Source organism: Exiguobacterium sp. SH0S7, assembly GCF_004337195.1.
Classification (GTDB): Bacteria; Bacillota; Bacilli; order Exiguobacteriales; family Exiguobacteriaceae; genus Exiguobacterium; species Exiguobacterium aurantiacum_A.
This window is the reverse complement of sequence record NZ_SJVA01000003.1, coordinates 151,881-174,048: the sequence shown is the minus strand read 5'-3', so window position 1 is coordinate 174,048 and position 22,168 is coordinate 151,881. Positions and strand designations below refer to the sequence as shown.

The window sequence follows — 22,168 nt, the reverse complement described above, 5'->3', positions numbered from 1 at the left end:
AGTCAAACTAGCGTGTAGGCGTTCAGCAACTCGCGGACTTTCGGTTTCGAATTGAACATGAGCACATCGATGATCGACAAGTTCGGTGTGAACGGTTCATTGAATTGCCGGTATGTGACCGGGTCCATCTTAATGAAGTCGAGCTTGACCCCGGATTCGGCGAACATCGCTTTATCGTATAAGGACGTGCCCCCGATCGCGTTGATGTAATGGTCCGCATTTAAATGTTCACAGATGGATAAAACAAGGTGCTCACATTTCGCATCTTTGTCGTTCGTGAGATCAGACGAATAGAGGATTGATGTGTCGAGTCCGATATAGTCACGCACCTCACTCAAGAGACACCCTAAGTAAGCGGCGACGTTCCGCTCCTCGTCTTTCATGATCCGCTCGACCATCGGCATGACGTCGTCAAAGTAAGGAGCACGCTGATAGGCGTGACGGATGAGACGTAACTGGGAGTGCCGCTGCTTCGCATCAAGCACACGGTCATGCTCGTTGATCAAACGCAGTTGGGACATGTGCTCGATCGGCATTAAAATCGGCTTCGTTTTACCCTCGAGCAGGATCGTGTTGCGATGGATCCAGCCCCCTTTAATGAACTGGACATCGTCAAGGATGACGAACGTGTCGACCGCGGCCATGAGTTGGAAGTAACCGAGGTATGGAAAATAATAAGGTTGCATGATCGCCAGTTTCACATTCGTCGCCCTCCTTACGTCGCCCGTAGCGACCGAAGCCGAATCAACAGTTCGGTGACAATCGGATGACGCACCATCAAATAAGGACGAATCCGCTCTTTGCCGATGAAGCGGTCAAGGTAGCGGTCGTACCGTGGTGATTTCAAAGCGGCATAGTCTCGTCTCAGCCGGTGTAACCCGACCTCGAACGAGATCCGTGAAACCTCCATCTCTTGACGGTACTGTCCTTTCGAATACGCATCGAACGTGTCAATGAAGCGGATGAACGCCTCGTGACGCGCGATATCCCGCTCAAGGTTCCCTTCGTTCCAAAGCGTCGTCGCCGAACCTTTGACGCCGAACCGATAGACGCTCATTACTTCCGGCATATAGTAGGCGTAGCCATGACTCGCGACGTACAGTTTCATCGATCCGTCACTCGCCGGCGTATCGCTCAGCCAGTCGGGTCCGTTCACGATCAGCCCGTTCGGATACATCATCGACATCGTCGGGATGAACCCGAGCAGTTGCAGCTCACCGGCGTTATACGTCCGCGCTTCAGACGATGCGTACTTCCGGTTCTCAGGCAGCCATGGAATGACGCGCCAATCTGTATGCAACGTGTCGTCCGTCTCGACGTAGGCGTCGTGGAAGCAAAGCGTGCAGTCGGGATTTGCTTCCATATAGTCGACTTGTTTTTGCAGCTTGTGCGGGTCGGTCCAGTAGTCGTCACCGTCACAGAGGGCGACGTATTTGCCGCGGGCCCGCTCTTCGTTCAACAAGTTGATGAACACGCCTTTTGAGTACTGGTTCTCCGTCTGATAGATGACCCGGATCTTGTCGGGATGAAGACGTTCGTAACTCCGGACGATTTCAGCCGTCCGGTCCGTCGACGCATCCTCATGAATCAGGATCTCGAAGTCAAAGTCTGTCTCCTGCATGAGGAATCCTTCGATCGCCTGACCGATATACGCCTCATGGTTATACGTGATGCAGTTGATACTGACCATGATCATCGCGTTTCCTCCTCACAGCACTTCAGTTTCAGTTCGGGCGACGGTGCCTGAGTACGTGTCGGGCTGGCCCGGGTCGAACGGTTCGTTCACCCACATGAGGGTGACGAGTTCGGTCGTGCCGACGTTCTCGATGTTGTGGACGTATCCAGGCGGGATCTCGACGACTTCGAGCGTTTCCCCGCTCACATGGAACGTCATGACTTCGGTCCCGTCGACCTCGCGGAGCCGGATGACCCCTTCCCCGCTGACGACGAGGAATTGCTCATGCTTCGTGTCGTGCCAATGTTCCCCTTTTTTGACGCCGGGCTTGGCGACGTTGACCGACACTTGCCCCCGGTCCGGCGTCTTCAAAAACTCGGTGAACGAGCCGCGCGCGTCACGGTGCATCAGGAGCGGAGTCACCATCCGCTCTCTCGGTAAGTAACTTGTGTACGTACTATACAGCTGTTTTGTGAACGCGTCCGACAAGTCCGGTACGCTGTGCGCCACTCGCATCGCCTCGAACGCCTCGAGCGTCCGGACGACGTCGAGCAGGCAGATTTCATGCGCCGGGACGGTCGGATAGAGCGAGACGTCCGTCGTCAACGTGTCAAGAAACGAGGCGACGACATCATCGACGTGGGCGAGTGTGAGCAACCGGTCCGGATCGTTCACCGTGACCGTCTCGCCGCGCGAGATCTGATGACAGAACGTCGTGACGGCGCTGTTATAAAATGGACGCCCCCACTTCCCGAACACGTTCGGCAAGCGGAACAAGTGGACCCGCGTCTCCGATCGTTCACTGTAGACGACGAGCACGTTTTCCGCGTCACGTTTGCTGCGGCCGTAGTCGTTGTCTTGCGTCGCCTGGATCGACGAGGCGAACACGAGTGGGACCGGATTGTATGACAACAGCTCCGTCGCGATGACCTCGGTCAAATCGACGTTACCGGTGATGAATTCGTGCGGGTCTTCCGGTCGGTTGATGCCGGCGAGATGGAAGACGAAGTCGGCCGCTCGGAGCATCCGGCTGCGTTCAGCGAAGTGCGTCTCCCGCGTGACTTTAAGGACGTTGTGCCCGTCCTGTTCAAGTGCGTGCGTGAGGTGTTTTCCTAAAAAGCCGTTTGCTCCGGTGACGACGATGTCCATGATAATCCCTCCTTCCGTTGAATAGCCGGCGTGACGTGAAGCGTCACCCATTTGTCCGGATGATCGAGCAAGCGGAGCATCGTCGGCACGTCTTCAAACCGAAGGATGAGACTGCCGAGCGATTTGTTCGCCCCTTCGAAGCGTGGGATATCCGCACCGATCGCGTAGGCCAAATTCGATTTGACGATTGTGTACCCTTGGGATGCGAACGTGAGTCCGATAAAACGGCCTGGGATCTGACTGCCGAGAATGAAGTAACTCGACGGCGTCGTGACACGTTTCATTTCCAATTCGACCGGGCGTCCGAGCGCGAGGTCGATCGTCGCGCTCACCATGTCGACGCCGGTCGCCTGTTCGATGATCTGCGGGATATAGTTGCCGCCGTTACGGGGGCCGATATCAATCAAATATATTTTTCGATCAGAAACGAGAATATCAAAATTGAGTGCCCCATTCTGAAATTTGACTGCTGTGATCATACGCTGAAGTGTTTCATGGACACGTTTTTGGATTTCCTCCGAATGAACGCTTGGAAAGCTCGCAGCAATCGGTGCGTATGGATTGATCCCTTTATCATTGAAGTGACCATTCCCAAAGCACCGAAAAACGAGTTTTCCATCGATCACAAACCCGTCTCCTGCGACTTGATAGCCATCACGTTTGATGAACTGCTCGACGACGATCTCTCCGCCCGGTGACATCTCGAAGGCTGCGGCTAGCTTCTCGCGAATCTTCCTGGGCGTATCCGACGAGGTGATACGGCTAATTCCTTTACTGCCCGACGAGTCGGTTGGTTTGACGACGTACGTCCCACGCATCGTCGACAGTGCTGAAACGGCCGTCTCGAATTCGGTGAAAGCGTATGCCTCAGGCGTCGGGAAGCCGTTCGCTTTCAAGAAGGCACGGAATTTGGCTTTATTCGTCAACGTCTCGACCGTCTGAAACGGGTTCGTGACGAGTCCGAGCGCTTCACCGACATAAGCCGCGGTCCGAGCGGCCGGGTCGGACGCGTAGGCGAGAATCCCATCGATTTTCTCTTCCTGTGCCAATTCGAGCACGCGATCCCGGTCGAGTGTGCTGACGCAATAATAGCGATCAGCGACGTGACGCCCCGGATTGTCCGGCAAGTAATCACACAGGATCGTGAAGATTCCTTTCTCTTTCGCTTTCAAAATAACTGGCGTTTGGTGCATGGCTCCTCCGAGTAACATGAGCTTCATCATGTTGTTAATCTCCTTTGTTGTCAGATGAGATTAGCTTGTGCGATTAAATCCCGATACGTTAAAGCAGTACTAGAATTTCGTCGATGCTCGACGTTTTGTTTTGAAAGGGCTCCATGTATTTCAAGAAGTTCCGGTACTTCTAGATAGTTCCGGAGTGACGCCTCGAGCGACTCCGCGGTCGGCTCACATTTGAAACAGTTCTCACCTTCCTTTAAATGACGCGACACGTTGTCAACGTGTCGACTGACGATCGTTCCCATACCCGAGGCACACGCTTCAATGATGGTGATGTTGCCATTGGAATAAGTAGCTGGCAGCACGAGGATATCTGATTCGCGATAGACGAGATGCATGTTGTCCCACGCGTCGATGTCATCTAAGAACGTCACACCTTCGAGGTCATGCTCCTTGATGTAGTCACGACACGCCTCGTATAAGTGTCCATCGCGATTCAATGCGAGCGACAGGTTCGGGTAGTCTCGTTTCAAGGCTCGATACGCTTCTAGGGCGACGAGCGGTTGGTAGCGATCGATGAGCCGGTTCCCGAACAAAATCCGAATCGGGTCACCTCGCCGTTTCACACGAAGCGGATGGTCGAAATAAACCTCAATATCGATTGGATATGGTGCATTGACGACTTGTTTATCAGTAAATCCGAACTCACGAACGAACTGATCACGTGCGACTTGTCCCATTCCGAAGATGAGGTCAGCTCCAGCAAACATGTGATGCAAGATTCGTGTCTTCCATTTCGCATTGACTCGTTCGAGCAACTTGTCCGAAGCGTTATCCTCGTTTGACACGTCCCGAATCGGCTCGCTCAAGACGACGACTTTACTTCCTTTTCGTTTCGCAATCTTCAAGATGAGCGAATGAAGCGGTGTGAAACCTCCAAGCAAAATAATATCCGGCTCAAATCGATTGAGTTGTTTAAACACATCAAAGGAGACGTAATTAAGTGGCCCAATAAATCGTGAACCGGATAGAACTCGGCAGCGATCACCGAGCGGGACTTTCCACCAGTCGGGACGCCGGGCAGTCAATTGGTCATAAAACCAAAACTCGGTATCGAAATGTTCTTGGAGCGCGTAGCAGAACTTGACTTGATACGGGGCGGCGATGTTCGTGATGAAGACGAGCCGTTGTTTCATCAGACTCACCTCACCCGATCCGCTTCGTCGAGCTCAGCACGTGCCAAGCTGCGAGTTCTGCTTGAATGTAGGGCAGCGTCAACAACAGCCGTTTCACGTCTTCTACGCCGAGCTGTTCGGTGTTGTTCGAGTTGTACTCGCCTTGGACCGTCAGCTCCCTGCTGCCTTCACTGAAGTATTTATCGTAGTTGAGATCACGGTTATCGGCCGGGACACGGAAGAAACCGCCCATATCTTCAGCGAGGACGTGTTCTTCACGTGTCATGAGCGTCTCGAACGTCTTCTCGCCGTGCCGGGTGCCGATGACTTTGACCGGATTGTCGACTTGGAACAATTGTTTGAGCGCCTCGGCGAGGTCACCAATCGTCGAAGCCGGTGACTTTTGGACCATGATGTCGCCCGCGTGCGCATAATTGAAGGCGAACACGACGAGTTCGACCGCGTCACTGAGACTCATCAAGAACCTGGTCATGAGCGGGTCGGTCACGGTGAGCGGTTCCCCGTTTTTGATCTGTTCGACGAAGAGCGGGATGACCGAGCCGCGGGACGCCATGACGTTTCCGTAACGGGTGCCGCAGATGAGCGTCTTGTCCGGACCGACGGCGCGCGCCTTGGCGACGAACACTTTTTCCATCATCGCTTTCGAGATGCCCATCGCGTTGATCGGATAGGCCGCCTTGTCGGTCGACAGGCAGATCACTTTCGCGACACCGGCGTCGACGGCAGCGTTCAAGACGTTCTCGGTGCCGAGGATGTTCGTCTTGACGGCTTCGATCGGGAAAAACTCGCACGACGGGACTTGTTTGAGCGCCGCGGCGTGGAACACGTAATCGACGCCGTACATCGCGTTCTTGACGCTATTCGAATCGCGCACGTCACCGATATAAAATTTTAGTTTGTCATCGTTGTAGCGCTTGCGGATGTCTTCTTGTTTTTTCTCGTCGCGTGAGAAGATGCGGATTTCTTTAATGTCCGTATGGAGGAACCGTTCCATGACGGCGTTGCCGAACGAGCCGGTCCCGCCGGTGATGAGCAAAGTCTTATTCGAAAACATGATCGAGTCTCCTTTCTAATCTGCATTGTCTAAGAGGTCAGGAGGTTGTGTATGAAGTCTTTTACCCGCCAAATTTGAAATGAATTGGTAATAGAAGGGAAACCCCTATCATTTTTTCGCAACATGTGTCATCTCTTTTTCTTTCAACGGGATGGTCGGCGGTTCGACCTGCCCTTCGATGATGCCTTTGCGCAGGAGGACGTTTCGGACCGTCAACAAGATACAGACGAGGTCGATACGGTGACCCATGTGCCGGACGTAATCCCCGTCAAACTTCGCCTTCACCTCGATTGGGAGCTCATCGCGTCCTTTCACTTGCGCCCACCCGGTCAAGCCTGGTTTGACCGGGGAGACGCCTTCTGCGCGTCTCGCCTCGATCAAATCGGTCTGATTCCACAGCGCCGGCCGCGGACCGACAAGCGCCATGTTGCCTTTTAAAATGTTGACGAGTTGCGGGAGTTCGTCGAGGCTCGTCTTCCTTAGGACGCTACCGATCGGCGTGATGTGTTTCGTCGGGTCGGCGAACATGTGGGTCGGCACGTCTTTCGGCGTGTCGTCCCGCATCGTCCGGAACTTATAAATCCAAAATAACTTCTCGTCCTGACCGACGCGCTGCTGTTTGAACAGGACCGGTCCTTTCGAGTCGAGTTTGATCAAAATCGCGATCAACACGAGCAACGGTGCTAGCAAAAATAGTGCGAGCGAACTCAAGACGATGTCGAGTTTCCGCTTTTGATTCAAATAGCGCATCCCTCACACCTCCTTCTTGAGCGGACTCCCTGGAGTCTGTTTCCACACTTCACGCATCACATAATCCGTGTACGACAGCACGATGCGGAGCACCTTGTCGGACACGTTCGGCATCGCGTAGTCGGAAACGAGTCGCATCGGCGTATCCGTCTCCTCTAACACGCGGAGCGCCTGGAGGATGCGGTCGCGTTTCAAGCCGACCATCATCGCCGCCCCTTCCTCCATCGCTTCGGGCCGTTCGTGTGCTTGGCGGATATTCAACCCCTTCAGCCCGAGGATCGAACTCTCCTCGCTGATCGTCCCGCTGTCGCTGAGTACCGCTTTCGCATGGCTTTGCAAGTGGACGTAGTCGCTGAACCCGAGCGGCTTGAGCGTTCGAATATTCGGGTGCAGCGTCACCCCGGTCTCGCGAATCCGGTTGGCGGTGCGTGGATGCGTGCTGATGATGAGCGGGAGGTCGTACGTCTCGGCGATCGCGTTCAACGTGTCGACGAGATCGAAGAAGTTCTCATCCGCGCTTATATTCTCGTCCCGGTGCGCGGAGACGACGAAGTAGCCGCCTGCCGTCAGACCAAGTCGGTCGAGCACGTCCGAGCGCTCGATTTTATCTCGCTGGCGCGTGAGCACCTCGAACATCGGACTGCCCGTCTTGATGACGCGGTCGGACGGGAGCCCTTCTTTCAGAAGATACTCGCGTGCGATGTCGCTGTACGTCAAATTGATATCCGCGATATGGTCGACGATGCGGCGGTTCGTCTCTTCCGGCACCCGTTCGTCAAAACAGCGGTTCCCTGCCTCCATGTGGAAGATCGGGATTTTATGTCGTTTGACGGCGATGGCGGCGAGGCAGCTATTCGTGTCGCCGAGAATGAGCACCGCGTCCGGTCGTTCCGCTTTAAGCACCGGATCGACCGCGATCAAGATGTTGCCGATCGTCGCCATCGGCCCGTCCGCGGAGGCGTCGAGGATGTAGTCCGGTGTGCGCAGACCGAAGTCTTCGAAAAAGATCTCGTTCAACTCGTAGTCGTAGTTTTGTCCGGTGTGGACGAGGACATGTTCGATCGCCTCCGACGCCTCGAGCTTGGCGATGACGGCCGAGAGACGGATGATTTCTGGGCGCGTGCCGACGATGGTCATCACTTTGAGTCGATTCATAACGTTCCCTCCTAAGAAGTATGGTGAATGGATAGGATGCGGATCTTCACTTGGGCGAACACTTGATGGACGAGTGCTTTCTCGCTGTCATCAAACGCGAGGAACCACATGATGATGCCATAGAGGACGACGAGCACGCCCCCTTTCAAGGCGAAGGTGAACAGGTTCGACGCCGGGAACAGCTGTTGGATGCCCCAGCCGATGACCGTATAGAGCGCGAGCGCTGGAAGAATCCTCACGTGGCAGGACCGGAAAAACAGGGCGATGTCGAGTTTGAGGATGCGGCTGTAGACGAAGTTCATGTAGAAGACGAGCCCGACGACATTGCCGATACAGATGGCGACAGCCGCCCCGATCGGCCCGTAAATCGGTATGAGGAGCGGAGATAACGTGATGCTGATACAGGCGACGATGAGTGCGCCATACGCCCGATACTTCACTTTGTTCTCGGCGATGAGCGTCGTGTTGCCGATATCTTGTGTCAATGTGATGAGGCTCGGGGCGATGAGGAGGAGAGCGACGTAATACGAATCGTGAAACGCCTCGCCGACCCAGAGCCTCATGAACTCTTTTCCGAGGACGAAGAATGACAGGATGATCAATCCGACGATATAGAGCTGGATGCGGCCGATTCGGACGAACAAGACGGCAATTCCTCCCCTGTCGTCACGCGTGAGCATCCGGCTCACTTTCGGCAAGAACAAGAAACCGAGCGCCGACGCGATCGTCCAGACGTACCCTTCGATGACCATCCCGACCGAGAACAAGGCGATCGAGGCACTGCCGGCGAGCATCCCGAGCAGGCTCGGCGTGATGTTGAGGATGAAGCGTTGGGCGACGAGCGTGACCGTGCTCCATGTCATGAAACCGAATATGTCTTTATAAATTCCTTTGTCGCGTTCCCGGAAGTTCGCACGGACCGTCGTCTTCCGATGGATAAAGATGTATTCGATGATGAGCACGAGCGTGCCGACGAACGCGGTGACGAGGACGAGTGCATACAGCCCGTAGCCGAGGAGGAGCGCCGTCACCATGAGGACGACGGTTAAAACCTTCTCCGCTAAGTGAAGCGCGCTCGAGAACAAGAAGTACTCATGTGAGACAAGGATGCCTGTGAACGGTTTCGCCGGGAATGACATGACGATGAACAGACCGGCGACGACGTACAAGATTTTCAACTTGTCGAGCTCGGCCGCGGTCAGCCCCGCGTATACCGAGTCGAGGAAGAAATAGACGACCGCAAGGATGATGAACAAGACGAAGCCGATGACGATGAACAGTTTATAGGCGACGCCGAGAAAGCGTGCCGCCTTATCCTCGTCCCCTTCGGCCATGTATTTGCTCATGAACCGGGATACGGCCGCGTCGAGCCCGAAGTCCATCGCGAACATGCTGATAAGCGAGATCGTTAGCATGTAGAGCCCGTAGTTCGCCTGACCGATCTCCTGGATCATCCACGGCGTATAGATCAATCCGGACAAGATGCCGAAAAAGATTTGCGTATACGACATCGCTGCCCCGTATTTAATTTTGCGCGTGCTCGCGGCCTCATCGGGCTCGACGCGTGTCGACATGTGTTTCCACCTCTCTTCCTTACTGCCAGAAGAACGTATACACCGGTGCATCCTGCAGGAACAACAAGACTAAAAGCGTCACCGCCGCGTAATAGACGAGCAATCGTTCGCGCCGCTCGAACGTCTTGATGATCTCCGGGATCATCAGGATCAAGAACAGCGTGAAGTATTGGACGAGCCGCATCATCGACGGGTTGATGAACGTGAGCGGCAAGAAGCATGCCGCGAGGAACAACGCGTTAAAGTAATGCGTCGCCGACGGATTGTTCGCCAAAATCTCGTCGCGCCGCCATAAGGCGACGAACAGGACGAACAGGAGCATGACGCTGAAGTTGATTGCACCTGCCCCATTCATGTAGTCATACGTGTCGTAGCCAGACAACGTCACCAACATCTCAAAGAACGGACCCCGAAACACGAACAAGGTGACGATGAAGCCAAGCATGCCGAGAATGTACGCTTTCGTCAGTTGCCGGTTCGCCAAGAAATAAAACGGCAAGAACACGAGCGCCGACTTATGGATCGTCATAGCGACGAGCACGAGGACGAGAAACAGTAGGAGCTTGCGGGCCCGGACGAAGTGATAACCGACGAGGACGACGAGCGCCGTCGCCACGGTCTGACGTAACCCCGTCACGGCGAAAAATTCATAAAACAGGACCGAAAACAACAAAAAGCTGATGAGCGGCTCGCTCGAATATTTATAGATGAAGTAACCGAGCGGTACCATAAAGAGGACAGCGATCAAGACGAGATACAGTTGATAGTCCGAGATGACGAACTGGGTGAGCCGCTGGAACACATAATAGCCCGGGTCCTCGCTCTCGGTGAAGACGATGGTAAAGAAGTCCCGCGTCAGCGCTTCTAGCGGCAACGGTTTCGTCGCAAGGAAAAGCGCTCCGTATTGCGCCGTGTCGTCCCCGACCGAGATGTGACGAAATCCCGACAAGACGATCCACTGGATGGTCGCGAACGTCACGAAACACCCACGCCTGTAAGTCGTGTCAGAACGCATGAGCAGCATCGCCCAGAGGACGAGCAGTGCGATGTTGACGAGATAGATGGTCATGAGGTCGCCTCTTTTCTAACGATAGATGAGGTTCGTGACGCCCCGATAGAGCGACAGCAAGTTCGAGATCAACAGTCCGTTGAACCGCAGACGCCCATGTTCGAACGGACTGAAATAGTCGCGCACGTCCCTGGTCGCGAGATACGCTTCACGCACCGCCGCCGCGTCTTCTTTGAACGTATGGCGCAAGATGATTGGGATGAGCGTACCCGCGTCCGGACGGCGCTCGACATCAAGGAGTAACTGGCTGAGATAGCGGTCCGATTCGATTTCGGCACGGTGGGCAATCTTTTTCGTCTGTTGGGCCCCGTGAATCCGGGACAGAACGAGCGGCTCATCGGTCAAGTAGTAGTCAAACCCGTCAAGCGCGAGCTCGACCCAACACATCCAATCTTGGATGAATCGGTCTTCAAGCGAGAATCGACGCGTTGCGAACGCCTCGCGCGGGATCAAGAGCGCACAACCGTTCAGGCTCGACGTCAACATCAAGTGGCGGAACATCTCACCCGCTCGATACAGCCCGGTGAACTTGCGCTGGTAACGCCGGATCAGGGCACCGTGTTCGTCGATGAAGCGGGTGCCGGTGACGAGGATCGTCCGCGACGGGTCGAGCCTTTCCCGCTCGATCGTCTCGAGCTGCGCCTCGATCTTCCGCGGGGCGTACAAGTCGTCATGGCTGAGCCAAGAGAAGTAGTCGCCACGCATCTCGTCGATCCCACGGTTGAGCGCGCTCGAGACGCCGCCGTTCACTTGCTCGATGTAACGGATCCGGTCGCCGTAACTCGTGGCGATATCCGCCGTCTTTCCTCCGTCGGTCGAACCGTCATTGACGACGATGACTTCGATGTGCGTATACGTCTGGGCCAGGGCGCTGTTGATACATTCAGCCAAATAGTTGCTCCCGTTATACACCGGGATGACGATCGAGACGAGTGGTTTCATAGGATATTCCTCACTTTCTCGTGTCGGAGCGTCGCATAGACGTCCAAGTAGTCGATGGCGCGGTCACGGAGCGCAAAGTTTGTCCGGGCATGGGTGACGCACGCGTCTTTGTACGACCGTTTGCCACGGGCAAAGATGCGCTCGATCCCGTAATTCAAATCGGTGAGTCCCCGTGTCGCGACGACGACACCCGTGTCATCGGTGACGAGTTCCGGGCTCGCGGTCGCGTCCAAGACGAGCACCGGCGTCCCGCACGCCATCGCCTCGACCGTGACGTTGCCGAACGACTCCTGTTCCGACAAGTTGAGGAACACGTCGGCGAGCGCGTAGTAGCGGGCGAGCTCACGGGCGTCGTTCATCTCGTTGACGTGGATGACGTTGGCCGGGAGCTCGGTGGCGCCAAGCCGACCGATCAAGAGAAATGCGTCATTTGGACGTGCCGCCGCGAGGTCGAGGAAGGCACCGAGCCCTTTCGCCTCACTCCACGTGCTCGCGACACCGAGCAGCACCATCTTATCGGCCAACTGAAGCCGTGCCCGGAGCTCTGTCGCGTCGACCGGACGAAACACGTCGAGGTCGACCCAATTATGGATCCTCCGCAATACGGTAGCGTGTTGGAGGAACGAAAAGCGCGCCTCGGTCGTGATCCAGTCGGAGACCCCGACGACGGCGAGACGCGGGATCGCCGTCAACCAGCGACGTTTGTCGTCGAGCATCTCACTCGTCCGGTCGAACAGCCAGCTCGGGATATCGTCCCGAAGTTGCGGGCAGTCGCCGCAGCCGTGTTGCCACTTGTTGCATCCGACCGTCGTGTAATGCGTGCATTTGCCGGTGAAGAACCAGCAGTCGTGGAGCGTCAATACGGTCGGGATGTCGCGTGCGGCCAAGTATTCGAACAACGTCCTGAGATGAACGTAGTTGGCATGCAAGTTATGGAGATGGACGACGTCCGGAGCGAAGCGTTCGATGTCACGGACCAAATTCTCCGTCGCAAATCGTGAGGCGTAGCCTTGCCGTCCGGTGAGACGGGCATGCAGCGCGTGCAGCTTCACGTCTACGGGATCGCCGATGACGTAACTCGCCTCGGTGACCGGTCCCGTCGAATGGGCGACACGTGTCTCGTGTCCGCAGTCGTGATGGACAGATGCGAGTTCTTTACAGATTCGTCCAGTGCTCTTCACGTCGTTGATCGCGTTAATATGGAGAATTTTCATCGTCGCCACCTCACTCGTACGCGTAATACTTATGCCGTCTGCTCTTCCGCTTGTTCAAGACGAGGCCGAGCATATGCGTCCCGGTCCGCTCGAGTTGTTCTTTCGCTTTCACGACGAGTTGGCGCTCCGAATTCTCGCAGCCGATGACAAGAATCGTGCCGTCAGCGATTTTTGCGAGCAGACGGGCGTCCGCCACTTGCATCATCGGCGGTGCGTCGAGAATGACGATATCGTATTGCCGGCGCACCTCGTCGAGCAGTTCGACCATCTGGTTAGAAGCAATGAGCTCGGTCGGATTCGGCGGGATCGGTCCTGCGGTGAGGAGCGACAACCGCTCGACGCCCGTCTTTTGAATGGCCCGCTCGAGCAAGATCCGTCCGACGAGAATCGTCGATAGCCCGGCTTGGGACGAGAGGTTGAACGTGAACTGCGCCGTCGGTTTACGAAGGTCGCAGTCGATGAGGAGGACACGCTTTCCGAGCTGCGCATAGACGACGGCAAGGTTCGCCGCGGTCGTCGACTTCCCTTCCCCGGTCGAGGCCGATGTGACGTTGATCATCTGTAGCTTCTGACCGATCGACGTGAACTCGAGGTTCGTCCGGATCGTCCGATACTGCTCCGAGATCGGCGACTTCGGGTTGGCGAGCGTGATCAAATCACGCTGCCCGTAATCAGGAAGATTGTCGTTCTTTTTTCTCAGGAACATGAGGGACCTCTCCTTTCCCTTTAGGGGTGTTCGTTTTTATTTTTTTCGATTTCATGTCACGCCGTTCGATGACCGGCACCGACCCAATGACGGGAAGGTCTAGGAGCCGTTCCGCCTCTTGTTCGTTTTGAATCCGTTTGTCGAACACATGGCGCAAGAGACCGATCAGCCCGCCGACGAACAAGCCGACGAACATACCGATCAGTGTATTGACGAGGACGTTCGGTGAGATCGGGGTGAGCGGCACTTCAGCCGGCGACAAGATGCGGACGTTGTCGATGCTCATCAAGTCTGGGATCTCGTCCGCAAACACTTCGCTGATGACGTTCGCCGTCTCCGCCGCCGCCGCCGCGTCCGTATGGGTGATGACGACGTTGATGACTTGCGACTCTTCCTCGCTCTCGACCGTGAGCGCGTCACTGATCGGGTCTGGCGCGTTCGGGACGCGTTCTTTCACTTCGTTCAAGATGGCCGGGCTCTTCATGATGACCCGATACGTATTGACGAGCGAGAGCGACGAGAGCACTTCCGAGCTGTCGACGCGGTCGCCTTCTTGTTCGGTCACTAAGAGCACTTGCGTCGAGGCCTCGTACGTCGGTTGGATGAACGTCGTGCTCACATAATAAGCAGCGAGCCCGCCAAGCAGGATGAACGGGACGAGCAGCCATTTGCTTTTCTTAAGTACCTCGACTAGATCACCGACGATCGTCGTTTGCTGATTCATAAATGTTCCCCTCCCTACAGACAGAATGGACGACAGAAATAAGGCATGAGCCTACCGTAATACGTTCTTTCCCTGTTCATCTTGACAATCGGAGGGAATCATTTATCATTTTTTCGCAACATCATGTCATGTTGCCGTTCCGTTTCGTTCTTTGTCTTTTTAGGAACTTGGACCTAAAAAAAGACCGCCTCGCGAGGAGACGGTCGGTCAGTTCAGTTCGCGATGCAGTTCACGGTCGGTGATGTAGTCGGGTTCGAGTTTTAAGATGATGCGGTCGAAGGTGCGTTGGAGCAGGAACATGCCAAGCAACAGGACACCGAGCGCTAGAAAGAACGACGTCCCCGGTGAGCCGGTTTCAAACCACCCAAGCAACGCGTACAAGACAAGGAGGCCAAACAGCGTCAGCCAAAACGGGAAACGGATGAGCCGTTGATACGTCGCGTCATCGTTGAATGTACTCCGGATTGTCCCGAGTTTCCATTCACGCACGAGCAACGGGACGACGCCGAGAAACCCGAGTCCGATGAGGAGCGGTTGTGAGAGGTCGACCGTTCGCAGGAACGTGCTCGTCAGGAAGATGGAACCGGCTCCGATCATAATCGCTTTTGCTTTGCCTTGCCGTGCGTAGTCGACGAGGCGACGGATATGTTGTTCGCGTCTCATAGGTCAGCGCTCCTTTATTTAGTCGTTCATCCATATACGAAGTGATCCGCATTTTGGTTTCATAACGAAACAATGAACACTATATAAACACCGAATTCCGTCCTTTGATCCCCATTTGTGACCAATAAAATAAATCTGAATATTTGTAAATGTAAGCGTTGACATTTCGTTTTGACACGTGCTACATTTCAAGTATCAAATAACAACTGAATGGTTCCCTGCGCAGGAATGTTACCTTTAGTGGGCATAACCTGACTCGCGTCAGATCGGTATACGTCTCGTTACGTATCCCATCTGACACGGGTCAGGTTTTTTATTTGAACAAACCAAATTCAACGTAAAGGATGGGAATGGACATGAAGTACGAACAGCTCGCACGCGACATTATCAAGCACGTCGGCGGCAAAGAAAACGTCAACAGCGTTGTCCACTGTATTACCCGATTGCGTTTTAAATTGAAAGACGAAAGCAAAGCTAATACCGAAGCGCTCAAAAGCATGGATGATGTCGTCACTGTCATGAAGAGTGGCGGCCAGTACCAGGTTGTCATCGGCAACCACGTCCCGGACGTCTATAAGGCAGTCGTCGAAGTCGGCGGCTTCCAAAACCAGTCGCCTATTGAAGAAGAGGAAGGACCGAAAGGGTCACTGTTCAGCCGCTTCATCGACATTATCTCTAGCATCTTCACCCCTGTCCTCGGCGTCTTGGCCGCGACCGGGATGATCAAAGGGTTCAACGCCCTCTTCGTCGCTCTCGGTTGGCTCGACGCGACATCCGGCACGTATCAGCTGTTGAACGCCATCGGTGACTCGCTATTCTACTTCTTCCCGATCTTCCTCGGCTATACGGCCATCAAGAAGTTCGGCGGCAGTCCGTTTATCGGGATGGCTATCGGGGCGGCGCTCGTCTATCCGACGCTGTCGACGCTCACGGCCGGTGATCCGCTCTACACCGTCTTCGCCGGCACGATGTTTGAATCACCGATCCACATCACGTTCCTCGGTGTCCCGGTCATCTTGATGACGTACTCGACATCGGTCATTCCGATCATCATCGCGGCGTTCTTCGCAGCGAAGCTCGAGAAGTTCTTGAAGACTGTCATCCCGGACGTCATCAAAATGTTCATCGTCCCACTTTTGACGCTTCTCGTCATCGTCCCACTCACGTTCATCTTGATCGGGCCAATCGCGACATGGGCCGGCACGTTGCTCGGTAGCGCGACGGTCGCCGTCTACAACTTGAGTCCTCTCGTCGCCGGCCTCTTCCTCGGCGGCTTCTGGCAAGTGTTCGTCATCTTCGGCCTCCACTGGGGTCTCATCCCAGTTGCCATTAACAACTTGACGTCACTCGGTGCTGACCCGGTACTCGCACTCGTCTTCGCAGCCTCGTTCGCGCAAATCGGTGCCGTACTCGCCGTCTTCCTCAAAATTAAAAATCAAAAAATCAAGACGCTCAGTATCCCGGCGTTCATCTCAGGCATCTTCGGGGTAACCGAGCCAGCCATCTACGGGGTCACGCTCCCGCTCAAAAAACCGTTCATCATGAGCTGTATCGGTGGTGGTATCGGTGGTGCCATCATGGGTGTCATGGGCACGCAAGTGTATATCATCGGCGGACTCGGCGTGTTCGGCTACCCGTCGAACATCTCACCAGAAGGCATCACTTCCGGCTTCTACGGCTCACTCATCGGGACGGCCGTCGCCTTCGTCGTCGGTTTCGTCTTGACGTACTTGTTCGGTGGCGTCAATCAAGCGGTCGCCGCGACGCCACAACCAGAAGTCACACCCGTCGCAGAAGAAGTGTCAGCGACAAAAGTCGGGCAAGAACAGATCCTTAGTCCACTCGCTGGGAATGTCGTGAAACTCTCGTCCATCTCGGACGCCGCCTTCTCATCGGGCTCACTCGGTCAAGGCATCGCCATCGAACCGACGGAAGGCCGGCTCGTCGCACCAGTCTCGGGCACGGTGTCGGCACTGTTCCCAACCCACCACGCCATCGGCATCACGACCGAGACTGGTGCCGAGGTGCTCATCCATATCGGCATGGATACGGTACAATTGGAAGGCAAACATTTCAAAGCACACGTCACGCAAGGCGAGTTCGTCGAGAAGGGTCAGCTGTTAATCGAGTTCGACATTGAGGCTATCAAACGCTCAGGTCGTGCTCTCACAACACCTGTCATCGTCACAAACCGGCAGAAGATTGCTCCGATCCAGGCGACACGTGTCCTCGCGGGCGAACCAATCTTTGTCATCAACGAATAACGACGGGAGGGACAATCCCTCCCGATCATAGAAAGGATGGATTTGATGAGTTTTCCAAACGGATTTTTATGGGGCGGCGCAATCGCCGCGAACCAAGCAGAAGGTGCTTATTTAGAGGGCGGGAAAGGGCTGACGACGGTCGATTTGTTGCCGACCGGAAAAAAACGGTTCGACGTCATGTTCGGTGACTTACCGTCGCTCGAGCCGGTGCCAGGTGAATTCTACCCGTCGCACGAGGCGATCGACTTCTATCACCGCTATAAAGAAGACATCGCCCTGTTCGCTGAAATGGGTTTCAAGGCGCTCCGCCTGTCGATCTCGTGGACGCGGATCTTCCCGAACGGCGACGACGCGGAACCGAATGAAGCAGGACTGAAGTTTTACGACGATGTATTCGATGAACTATTAAAACATGGCATCGAACCGGTCGTCACGCTCGCCCACTTCGACGTGCCGGTCAGCCTGATCAAAAATTACGGCAGTTGGCGCGACCGCCGCGTCGTCGACTTCTTCGAGACGTACGCGACGACCGTTTTCACCCGCTATAACGGCAAAGTGAAGTATTGGATGACGTTCAACGAAATCAATATGCTGTTGCACCTACCGTTCATCGGTGCCGGGCTCGTGTTCGCGGACAACGAAGACAAGCAGCAAGTAAAATACCAGGCGGCGCACCATCAGCTCGTCGCGAGCGCAAAAGCGGTCAAGGCGGCACACGCCATCAATTCGGATATGCAGGTCGGCTGCATGCTCGCGGCTGGTCAGACGTACGCCTATTCATGTAACCCCGATGATGTCTTGGACGCGATGGACAAGGACCGTGAATCGTTCTTCTTCATCGACGTGCAGTCGCGTGGCGAGTACCCGGGCTACGCGAAGCGTTATCTCGACGAGCACGACATCACGCTCGAGATGGAAGACGGCGACCTCGAGCTGTTGAAACAATACACGGTCGACTATATCGGCTTCAGCTATTACGCGAGCCGGACGACGAGCACCGACCCCGAGATCAACAAGTCGACCGAAGGGAACATCTTCAGCTCGCTCGAGAACCCGTTCCTCAAGAAGTCGGAATGGGGCTGGACAATCGACCCGACCGGCTTCCGCATCACAGCGAACCAGTTGTACGACCGCTATCAAAAGCCACTGTTCGTTGTCGAGAACGGACTCGGGGCCGTCGATACGCCAGATTCGAACGGCTACGTCGAAGACGATTACCGCATCGACTATATGGCGAAACATATCGAGCAGATGCACGAGGCCATCAAGGACGGCGTCGAGATTCTCGGCTACACGAGCTGGGGGCCAATCGACTTGGTCAGCGCCTCCACCGGCGAGATGAAGAAACGCTACGGCTTCATCTATGTCGACAAAGATAATGAAGGAAACGGGTCGCTCACCCGCTCGAAGAAGAAGAGTTTTGATTGGTACAAACAAGTCATCGCGACGAATGGGACCAATCTGACGTCCTCTGCCCAAACCACATAAGCACCAACAGTCGAACCGGTCCCAGTGATCGGTTCGACTTTTTTGTCAAAAGATTTTTACCGTAAACGCTTGCATAAAAATATTTTTCATAATATGATTCATGTGAAAATAATTTTAAGGGGGATTTATCTCATGTCACGTTTATTTGAACGGGCACAACAATTCGGGAAATCATTTATGCTGCCCATCGCTGTCTTACCGGCAGCGGGACTCTTACTCGGGATCGGAGGTGCGCTCTCGAACCCGAACACGGTCCAGGCGTATCCATTCCTCGACATCACCTGGCTTCAGCATTTATTCACCATCATGGCCGCAGCCGGGTCGATCGTCTTCGCCAACTTGGCTGTCCTGTTCGCAATCGGAGTCGCGGTCGGGCTCGCAAAATCGGATAAAGGGACAGCGGGACTCGCCGCAATGCTCGGTTATCTGATTATGAACGCCACCATCAACGCCATGCTTCAAATCACGGGTGAATTGATGGAAACGGATCTCGCCAGTGCCGGCCAAGGGATGGCGCTCGGGATTCAAACGCTCGAGACCGGTGTCTTCGGCGGGATTTTGATCGGGATTGTGACGGCGCTCTTGCATAACCGTTACAACAAGCAAGTGCTCCCGCAGTTCCTCGGCTTCTTCAGTGGATCACGCTTCGTGCCAATCATCACATCGTTCGTCGCCATCGGTGTCGGAATCGCACTTTACTTCATCTGGCCGACCGTGCAGAGCGGCATCTTCTCGCTCGGTGGACTCGTCGACAAGACAGGCTATATCGGGACGTTCATCTACGGCTTCGTACTCCGGATGCTTGGACCGTTCGGGTTGCACCACATCTTCTACATCCCATTTTGGACGACCGGCCTCGGGGGCTCACTGGTTATCGACGGGACGTTGATTGAAGGGACGCAGAAGATCTTCTTCGCCCAGCTCGCCGACCCGAGCACGACCCAGTTCTATGAAGGGACGGCCCGCTTCATGTCAGGTCGCTTCATTACGATGATGTTCGGTCTCCTCGGTGCCGCACTAGCCATGTATCACTGTGCGAAACCAGAACAGAAAAAAGTCGTCTTCGGTCTCTTGTTCTCAGCGGCGCTCACGTCGTTCTTGACGGGAATCACGGAACCGCTCGAGTTCGCCTTCTTGTTCGTGGCACCGGTCCTCTACTTGGTCCACGCCATCTTTGACGGACTCGCCTTCATGATGGCCCACATCTTCGAGATCACGATTGGTCAAACGTTCTCAGGCGGGTTCATCGACTTTATCTTATTCGGGGTTTTACAGGGAAATGACAAGACGAACTGGATGCTCGTACCGGTCATCGGTGCCTTCTGGTTCTTGCTCTACTACGTGACGTTCCGCTTCCTCATCACGAAGTTCAACTTCATGACGCCAGGTCGCTCGGATGAGACAGCTGTTAAGACAGCCGACGTCGATGCATCAGACCGTACGACAGCAATCATCGCAGCACTCGGTGGCGATGCCAATATCGACACGGTCGACTGCTGTGCGACACGCCTCCGCGTCACCGTCAACGACCACCAACACGTCCGTGAGGATTTGTTGAAGGCGACGGGCGCCCACGGGGTCGTGCAAAAAGGAAATGGGATTCAAGTAATTTACGGTCCTTCTGTTACAATTATTAAGAATGAAGTCCAAGAGGCGTTAGGCCGGGGCGAATAACGAATTGTGTTGGAGGGAACAGCCGTGTGGGAACAAATGAAAGACGTCTATCCAGAGATGACGGACAGTGAGAAGAAGATTGCCGATTACCTCATGACGAATATGAACGACGCCATCGAGTTAACGATCACCGAGTTGGCGCAAGCCATCCAGACGTCACCTGGGACCGTGACCCGGTTCTGTAAAACGATCGGGGTCGGAAGCTATTCGGCACTGAAGCTCATGATGCAAAAGACATTGACGGAAACGAACTTGCCCCAGACGGCGACGTCGCTCGAACCGATGCAACGGTCGTATATCGAATTGATTCAGACGACCGCTCACTTGATCGACCAAGACGAGCTGTTAGCCATCTGCGACCATATCCGAGGTTGCCGCTCGGTCCATCTATACGGACTCGGTAACGCCGGGCTCGTCGCCCAAGAGATGGAGTACCGCTTGCGGCGCATGGGATTGCTCGCGACGACGGCGTTCGATAGCCACAGCATGGTCATGGACGCCTCGATTGTGACGAAAGACGACTTGATTATCGCCTTCTCGAACAGCGGTGAGAGCCGAGAGGTCGTCCAAGCCGTCCAGCTCGCCAAAGAATCGGGCTGTACGACCGTCGCTTTCGTCGGTTATCAGCACTCCCCTCTCGCCGAGCTTGTCGACCATCGACTGTTGACGGCCGGCGCGTCGGGTGAGGCGTTCTTAATCAACACACAACTCCCGCTCCTCTTCACAGCGGACGCGGTGACGAAGACATTGATGGAAACGAATGAAGACTTAAAAGCGCATTATTTAAAGACATTGAAAGCGCTCGATCGATTAAAAGAAAGAAGTGATTAAGATGACGAATTTACCAACCGGATTGATTGTCTCGTGCCAAGCACTCGAGAATGAGCCGCTCCATAGCGATTTCATCATGGGTCGGATGGCAATCGCGGCCGTCCAAGGCGGCGCCAAAGGCATCCGAGCCAATTCGGCGAAAGATATTCGTGAAATCAAACAGCAAGTGAACGTCCCGATCATCGGAATCGTCAAACGCGACTATGCGGACAGCGACGTGTTTATCACCGCGACAATGCAGGAAGTCGAAGAATTGATCGAGGTCGGCGTCGACGTGATTGCCCTCGATGCGACGCAACGATTGCGTCCTGGCAACATGACACTACAAGAACTCGTCCACGCCATCCGTTCGATTTATCCGAACCAACTCCTCATGGCTGACTGCGCGACGCTTGAGGATTGTATCGAAGCGGACCGACTCGGCTTCGACTATATCTCGACGACGCTTCACGGCTATACGGCCGAGACGAACGGCTCGCTCCTCTTCCACGACGACTTCAAGTTTTTGAAAGACGTGCTCGACCGCGTCACGCAACCGGTCGTCGCCGAAGGTAACATCTTGACGCCGGAGATGGCGAAACGCTGCATGGACCTCGGCACTCACGCCGTCGTCGTCGGTGGAGCCATCACGCGTCCACAACAGATCACGGCGCGGTTTGAGGCTGCTTTAGCCATACACTCTGAAAGTTCAATATAAGTGCCTGTCCTCTCCCCTTATCACTATTAAGAATCAGAATTGAGAAGTTCAACATGACCTCGAATTGGATGATAGACGTGATCCCTTCGAGGTTTTTTGTATGCGATTAATTAAACTAGTAATGCTTTATAAAAAAAGGAACAAAAATCTAAAAAATGATAAAAT

The 22,168-nt window shown here is 54.8% G+C and carries 20 protein-coding genes; 5 read left to right on the top strand and 15 right to left on the bottom strand.

Features of this window, described 5'->3' with window-relative positions; genetic code table 11:
- Positions 1 to 2: 2 nt before the first annotated feature.
- The 15 genes from EVJ22_RS07640 to EVJ22_RS07570 all read right to left on the bottom strand — a co-directional run bounded on the left by EVJ22_RS07640 (position 3) and on the right by EVJ22_RS07570 (position 15,049).
- Positions 3 to 701 (bottom strand): WbqC family protein, encoded by a 699-nt coding sequence (locus EVJ22_RS07640; protein ID WP_233589646.1) that lies wholly within the window; start codon positions 699 to 701, stop codon positions 3 to 5.
- A 14-nt stretch (positions 702 to 715) separates the two neighbouring features.
- Entirely contained in the window at positions 716 to 1,696 is a 981-nt protein-coding gene (locus EVJ22_RS07635; protein WP_071398218.1) for a glycosyltransferase family 2 protein, read from the bottom strand.
- 12 nt (positions 1,697 to 1,708) lie between these two features.
- Positions 1,709 to 2,824 carry a polysaccharide biosynthesis C-terminal domain-containing protein gene (locus EVJ22_RS07630; RefSeq protein ID WP_131443615.1) on the bottom strand — a complete coding sequence of 372 codons (1,116 nt, stop codon included), beginning with the start codon at positions 2,822 to 2,824 and terminating at the stop codon, positions 1,709 to 1,711.
- Positions 2,788 to 4,047, bottom strand: a complete 1,260-nt coding sequence (locus EVJ22_RS07625; RefSeq protein WP_131443614.1) for an ATP-grasp domain-containing protein — start codon at positions 4,045 to 4,047, stop codon at positions 2,788 to 2,790. Before EVJ22_RS07625 ends, EVJ22_RS07630 begins: the two co-directional genes overlap by 37 nt.
- A gap of 20 nt (positions 4,048 to 4,067) precedes the next feature.
- The gene (locus tag EVJ22_RS07620; protein WP_071398221.1) at positions 4,068 to 5,198 is read right to left on the bottom strand and encodes a glycosyltransferase family 4 protein; all 1,131 of its coding nucleotides are present in this window, start codon (positions 5,196 to 5,198) and stop codon (positions 4,068 to 4,070) included.
- A gap of 10 nt (positions 5,199 to 5,208) precedes the next feature.
- Entirely contained in the window at positions 5,209 to 6,252 is a 1,044-nt protein-coding gene (locus EVJ22_RS07615; RefSeq protein WP_071398222.1) for a polysaccharide biosynthesis protein, read from the bottom strand.
- 108 nt (positions 6,253 to 6,360) lie between these two features.
- A complete protein-coding gene (locus EVJ22_RS07610; protein ID WP_071398223.1) occupies positions 6,361 to 7,002 on the bottom strand; it encodes a sugar transferase in 642 nt (213 codons plus the stop codon).
- 3 nt (positions 7,003 to 7,005) lie between these two features.
- Positions 7,006 to 8,157 (bottom strand): non-hydrolyzing UDP-N-acetylglucosamine 2-epimerase, encoded by a 1,152-nt coding sequence (wecB, locus tag EVJ22_RS07605; RefSeq protein WP_071398224.1) that lies wholly within the window; start codon positions 8,155 to 8,157, stop codon positions 7,006 to 7,008.
- An 11-nt stretch (positions 8,158 to 8,168) separates the two neighbouring features.
- Entirely contained in the window at positions 8,169 to 9,731 is a 1,563-nt protein-coding gene (locus EVJ22_RS07600; RefSeq protein WP_131443613.1) for an oligosaccharide flippase family protein, read from the bottom strand.
- A gap of 19 nt (positions 9,732 to 9,750) precedes the next feature.
- A complete protein-coding gene (locus tag EVJ22_RS07595) occupies positions 9,751 to 10,800 on the bottom strand; it encodes an EpsG family protein (protein ID WP_131443612.1) in 1,050 nt (349 codons plus the stop codon).
- Positions 10,801 to 10,815: 15 nt separating this feature from the next.
- Positions 10,816 to 11,742, bottom strand: a complete 927-nt coding sequence (locus EVJ22_RS07590; RefSeq protein ID WP_071398227.1) for a glycosyltransferase family 2 protein — start codon at positions 11,740 to 11,742, stop codon at positions 10,816 to 10,818.
- Positions 11,739 to 12,956: a glycosyltransferase gene (locus EVJ22_RS07585; RefSeq protein ID WP_199749320.1), complete on the bottom strand. Its 1,218-nt coding sequence runs from the start codon at positions 12,954 to 12,956 to the stop codon at positions 11,739 to 11,741. Before EVJ22_RS07585 ends, EVJ22_RS07590 begins: the two co-directional genes overlap by 4 nt.
- A gap of 10 nt (positions 12,957 to 12,966) precedes the next feature.
- Complete coding sequence (locus EVJ22_RS07580) at positions 12,967 to 13,662, bottom strand: CpsD/CapB family tyrosine-protein kinase (protein ID WP_071398229.1); 696 nt, start codon at positions 13,660 to 13,662, stop codon at positions 12,967 to 12,969.
- Positions 13,628 to 14,386, bottom strand: a complete 759-nt coding sequence (locus EVJ22_RS07575) for a YveK family protein (protein WP_131443610.1) — start codon at positions 14,384 to 14,386, stop codon at positions 13,628 to 13,630. The genes EVJ22_RS07580 and EVJ22_RS07575 overlap by 35 nt, the downstream gene beginning before the upstream one ends.
- A 207-nt stretch (positions 14,387 to 14,593) precedes the next feature.
- Complete coding sequence (locus EVJ22_RS07570) at positions 14,594 to 15,049, bottom strand: hypothetical protein (protein WP_071398231.1); 456 nt, start codon at positions 15,047 to 15,049, stop codon at positions 14,594 to 14,596.
- A 356-nt stretch (positions 15,050 to 15,405) separates the two neighbouring features.
- Here EVJ22_RS07570 and EVJ22_RS07565 point away from each other — a divergent pair, with 356 nt between their 5' ends.
- From EVJ22_RS07565 to EVJ22_RS07545, 5 genes are all read left to right on the top strand, one after another.
- Positions 15,406 to 17,313 (top strand): beta-glucoside-specific PTS transporter subunit IIABC, encoded by a 1,908-nt coding sequence (locus EVJ22_RS07565; protein ID WP_131443609.1) that lies wholly within the window; start codon positions 15,406 to 15,408, stop codon positions 17,311 to 17,313.
- 36 nt (positions 17,314 to 17,349) lie between these two features.
- Positions 17,350 to 18,801 carry a 6-phospho-beta-glucosidase gene (locus EVJ22_RS07560; protein ID WP_131443608.1) on the top strand — a complete coding sequence of 484 codons (1,452 nt, stop codon included), beginning with the start codon at positions 17,350 to 17,352 and terminating at the stop codon, positions 18,799 to 18,801.
- Positions 18,802 to 18,933: 132 nt separating this feature from the next.
- A complete protein-coding gene (locus tag EVJ22_RS07555; RefSeq protein WP_071398237.1) occupies positions 18,934 to 20,475 on the top strand; it encodes a maltose/glucose-specific PTS transporter subunit IIC in 1,542 nt (513 codons plus the stop codon).
- Positions 20,476 to 20,499: 24 nt separating this feature from the next.
- Complete coding sequence (locus EVJ22_RS07550; RefSeq protein WP_071398238.1) at positions 20,500 to 21,306, top strand: MurR/RpiR family transcriptional regulator; 807 nt, start codon at positions 20,500 to 20,502, stop codon at positions 21,304 to 21,306.
- Position 21,307: 1 nt separating this feature from the next.
- Positions 21,308 to 22,003, top strand: coding sequence for an N-acetylmannosamine-6-phosphate 2-epimerase (locus tag EVJ22_RS07545; protein ID WP_071398239.1), 696 nt, complete (start codon positions 21,308 to 21,310; stop codon positions 22,001 to 22,003).
- Positions 22,004 to 22,168: the final 165 nt, after the last annotated feature.

What these genes read in the sequence shown, in the direction of transcription:
- EVJ22_RS07585 (WP_199749320.1), bottom strand. Translation starts at nt 12,956, where the DNA reads ATGAAAATTCTCCATATTAACGCGATCAACGACGTGAAGAGCACTGGA.
- EVJ22_RS07620 (WP_071398221.1), bottom strand. Translation starts at nt 5,198, where the DNA reads ATGAAACAACGGCTCGTCTTCATCACGAACATCGCCGCCCCGTATCAA.
- EVJ22_RS07615 (WP_071398222.1), bottom strand. Translation starts at nt 6,252, where the DNA reads ATGTTTTCGAATAAGACTTTGCTCATCACCGGCGGGACCGGCTCGTTC.
- EVJ22_RS07575 (WP_131443610.1), bottom strand. Translation starts at nt 14,386, where the DNA reads ATGAATCAGCAAACGACGATCGTCGGTGATCTAGTCGAGGTACTTAAG.
- wecB (WP_071398224.1), bottom strand. Translation starts at nt 8,157, where the DNA reads ATGAATCGACTCAAAGTGATGACCATCGTCGGCACGCGCCCAGAAATC.
- EVJ22_RS07595 (WP_131443612.1), bottom strand. Translation starts at nt 10,800, where the DNA reads ATGACCATCTATCTCGTCAACATCGCACTGCTCGTCCTCTGGGCGATG.
- EVJ22_RS07610 (WP_071398223.1), bottom strand. Translation starts at nt 7,002, where the DNA reads ATGCGCTATTTGAATCAAAAGCGGAAACTCGACATCGTCTTGAGTTCG.
- EVJ22_RS07625 (WP_131443614.1), bottom strand. Translation starts at nt 4,047, where the DNA reads ATGATGAAGCTCATGTTACTCGGAGGAGCCATGCACCAAACGCCAGTT.
- EVJ22_RS07580 (WP_071398229.1), bottom strand. Translation starts at nt 13,662, where the DNA reads ATGTTCCTGAGAAAAAAGAACGACAATCTTCCTGATTACGGGCAGCGT.
- EVJ22_RS07570 (WP_071398231.1), bottom strand. Translation starts at nt 15,049, where the DNA reads ATGAGACGCGAACAACATATCCGTCGCCTCGTCGACTACGCACGGCAA.
- EVJ22_RS07590 (WP_071398227.1), bottom strand. Translation starts at nt 11,742, where the DNA reads ATGAAACCACTCGTCTCGATCGTCATCCCGGTGTATAACGGGAGCAAC.
- EVJ22_RS07600 (WP_131443613.1), bottom strand. Translation starts at nt 9,731, where the DNA reads ATGTCGACACGCGTCGAGCCCGATGAGGCCGCGAGCACGCGCAAAATT.
- EVJ22_RS07565 (WP_131443609.1), top strand. Translation starts at nt 15,406, where the DNA reads ATGAAGTACGAACAGCTCGCACGCGACATTATCAAGCACGTCGGCGGC.
- EVJ22_RS07545 (WP_071398239.1), top strand. Translation starts at nt 21,308, where the DNA reads ATGACGAATTTACCAACCGGATTGATTGTCTCGTGCCAAGCACTCGAG.
- EVJ22_RS07630 (WP_131443615.1), bottom strand. Translation starts at nt 2,824, where the DNA reads ATGGACATCGTCGTCACCGGAGCAAACGGCTTTTTAGGAAAACACCTC.
- EVJ22_RS07555 (WP_071398237.1), top strand. Translation starts at nt 18,934, where the DNA reads ATGTCACGTTTATTTGAACGGGCACAACAATTCGGGAAATCATTTATG.
- EVJ22_RS07560 (WP_131443608.1), top strand. Translation starts at nt 17,350, where the DNA reads ATGGATTTGATGAGTTTTCCAAACGGATTTTTATGGGGCGGCGCAATC.
- EVJ22_RS07635 (WP_071398218.1), bottom strand. Translation starts at nt 1,696, where the DNA reads ATGATCATGGTCAGTATCAACTGCATCACGTATAACCATGAGGCGTAT.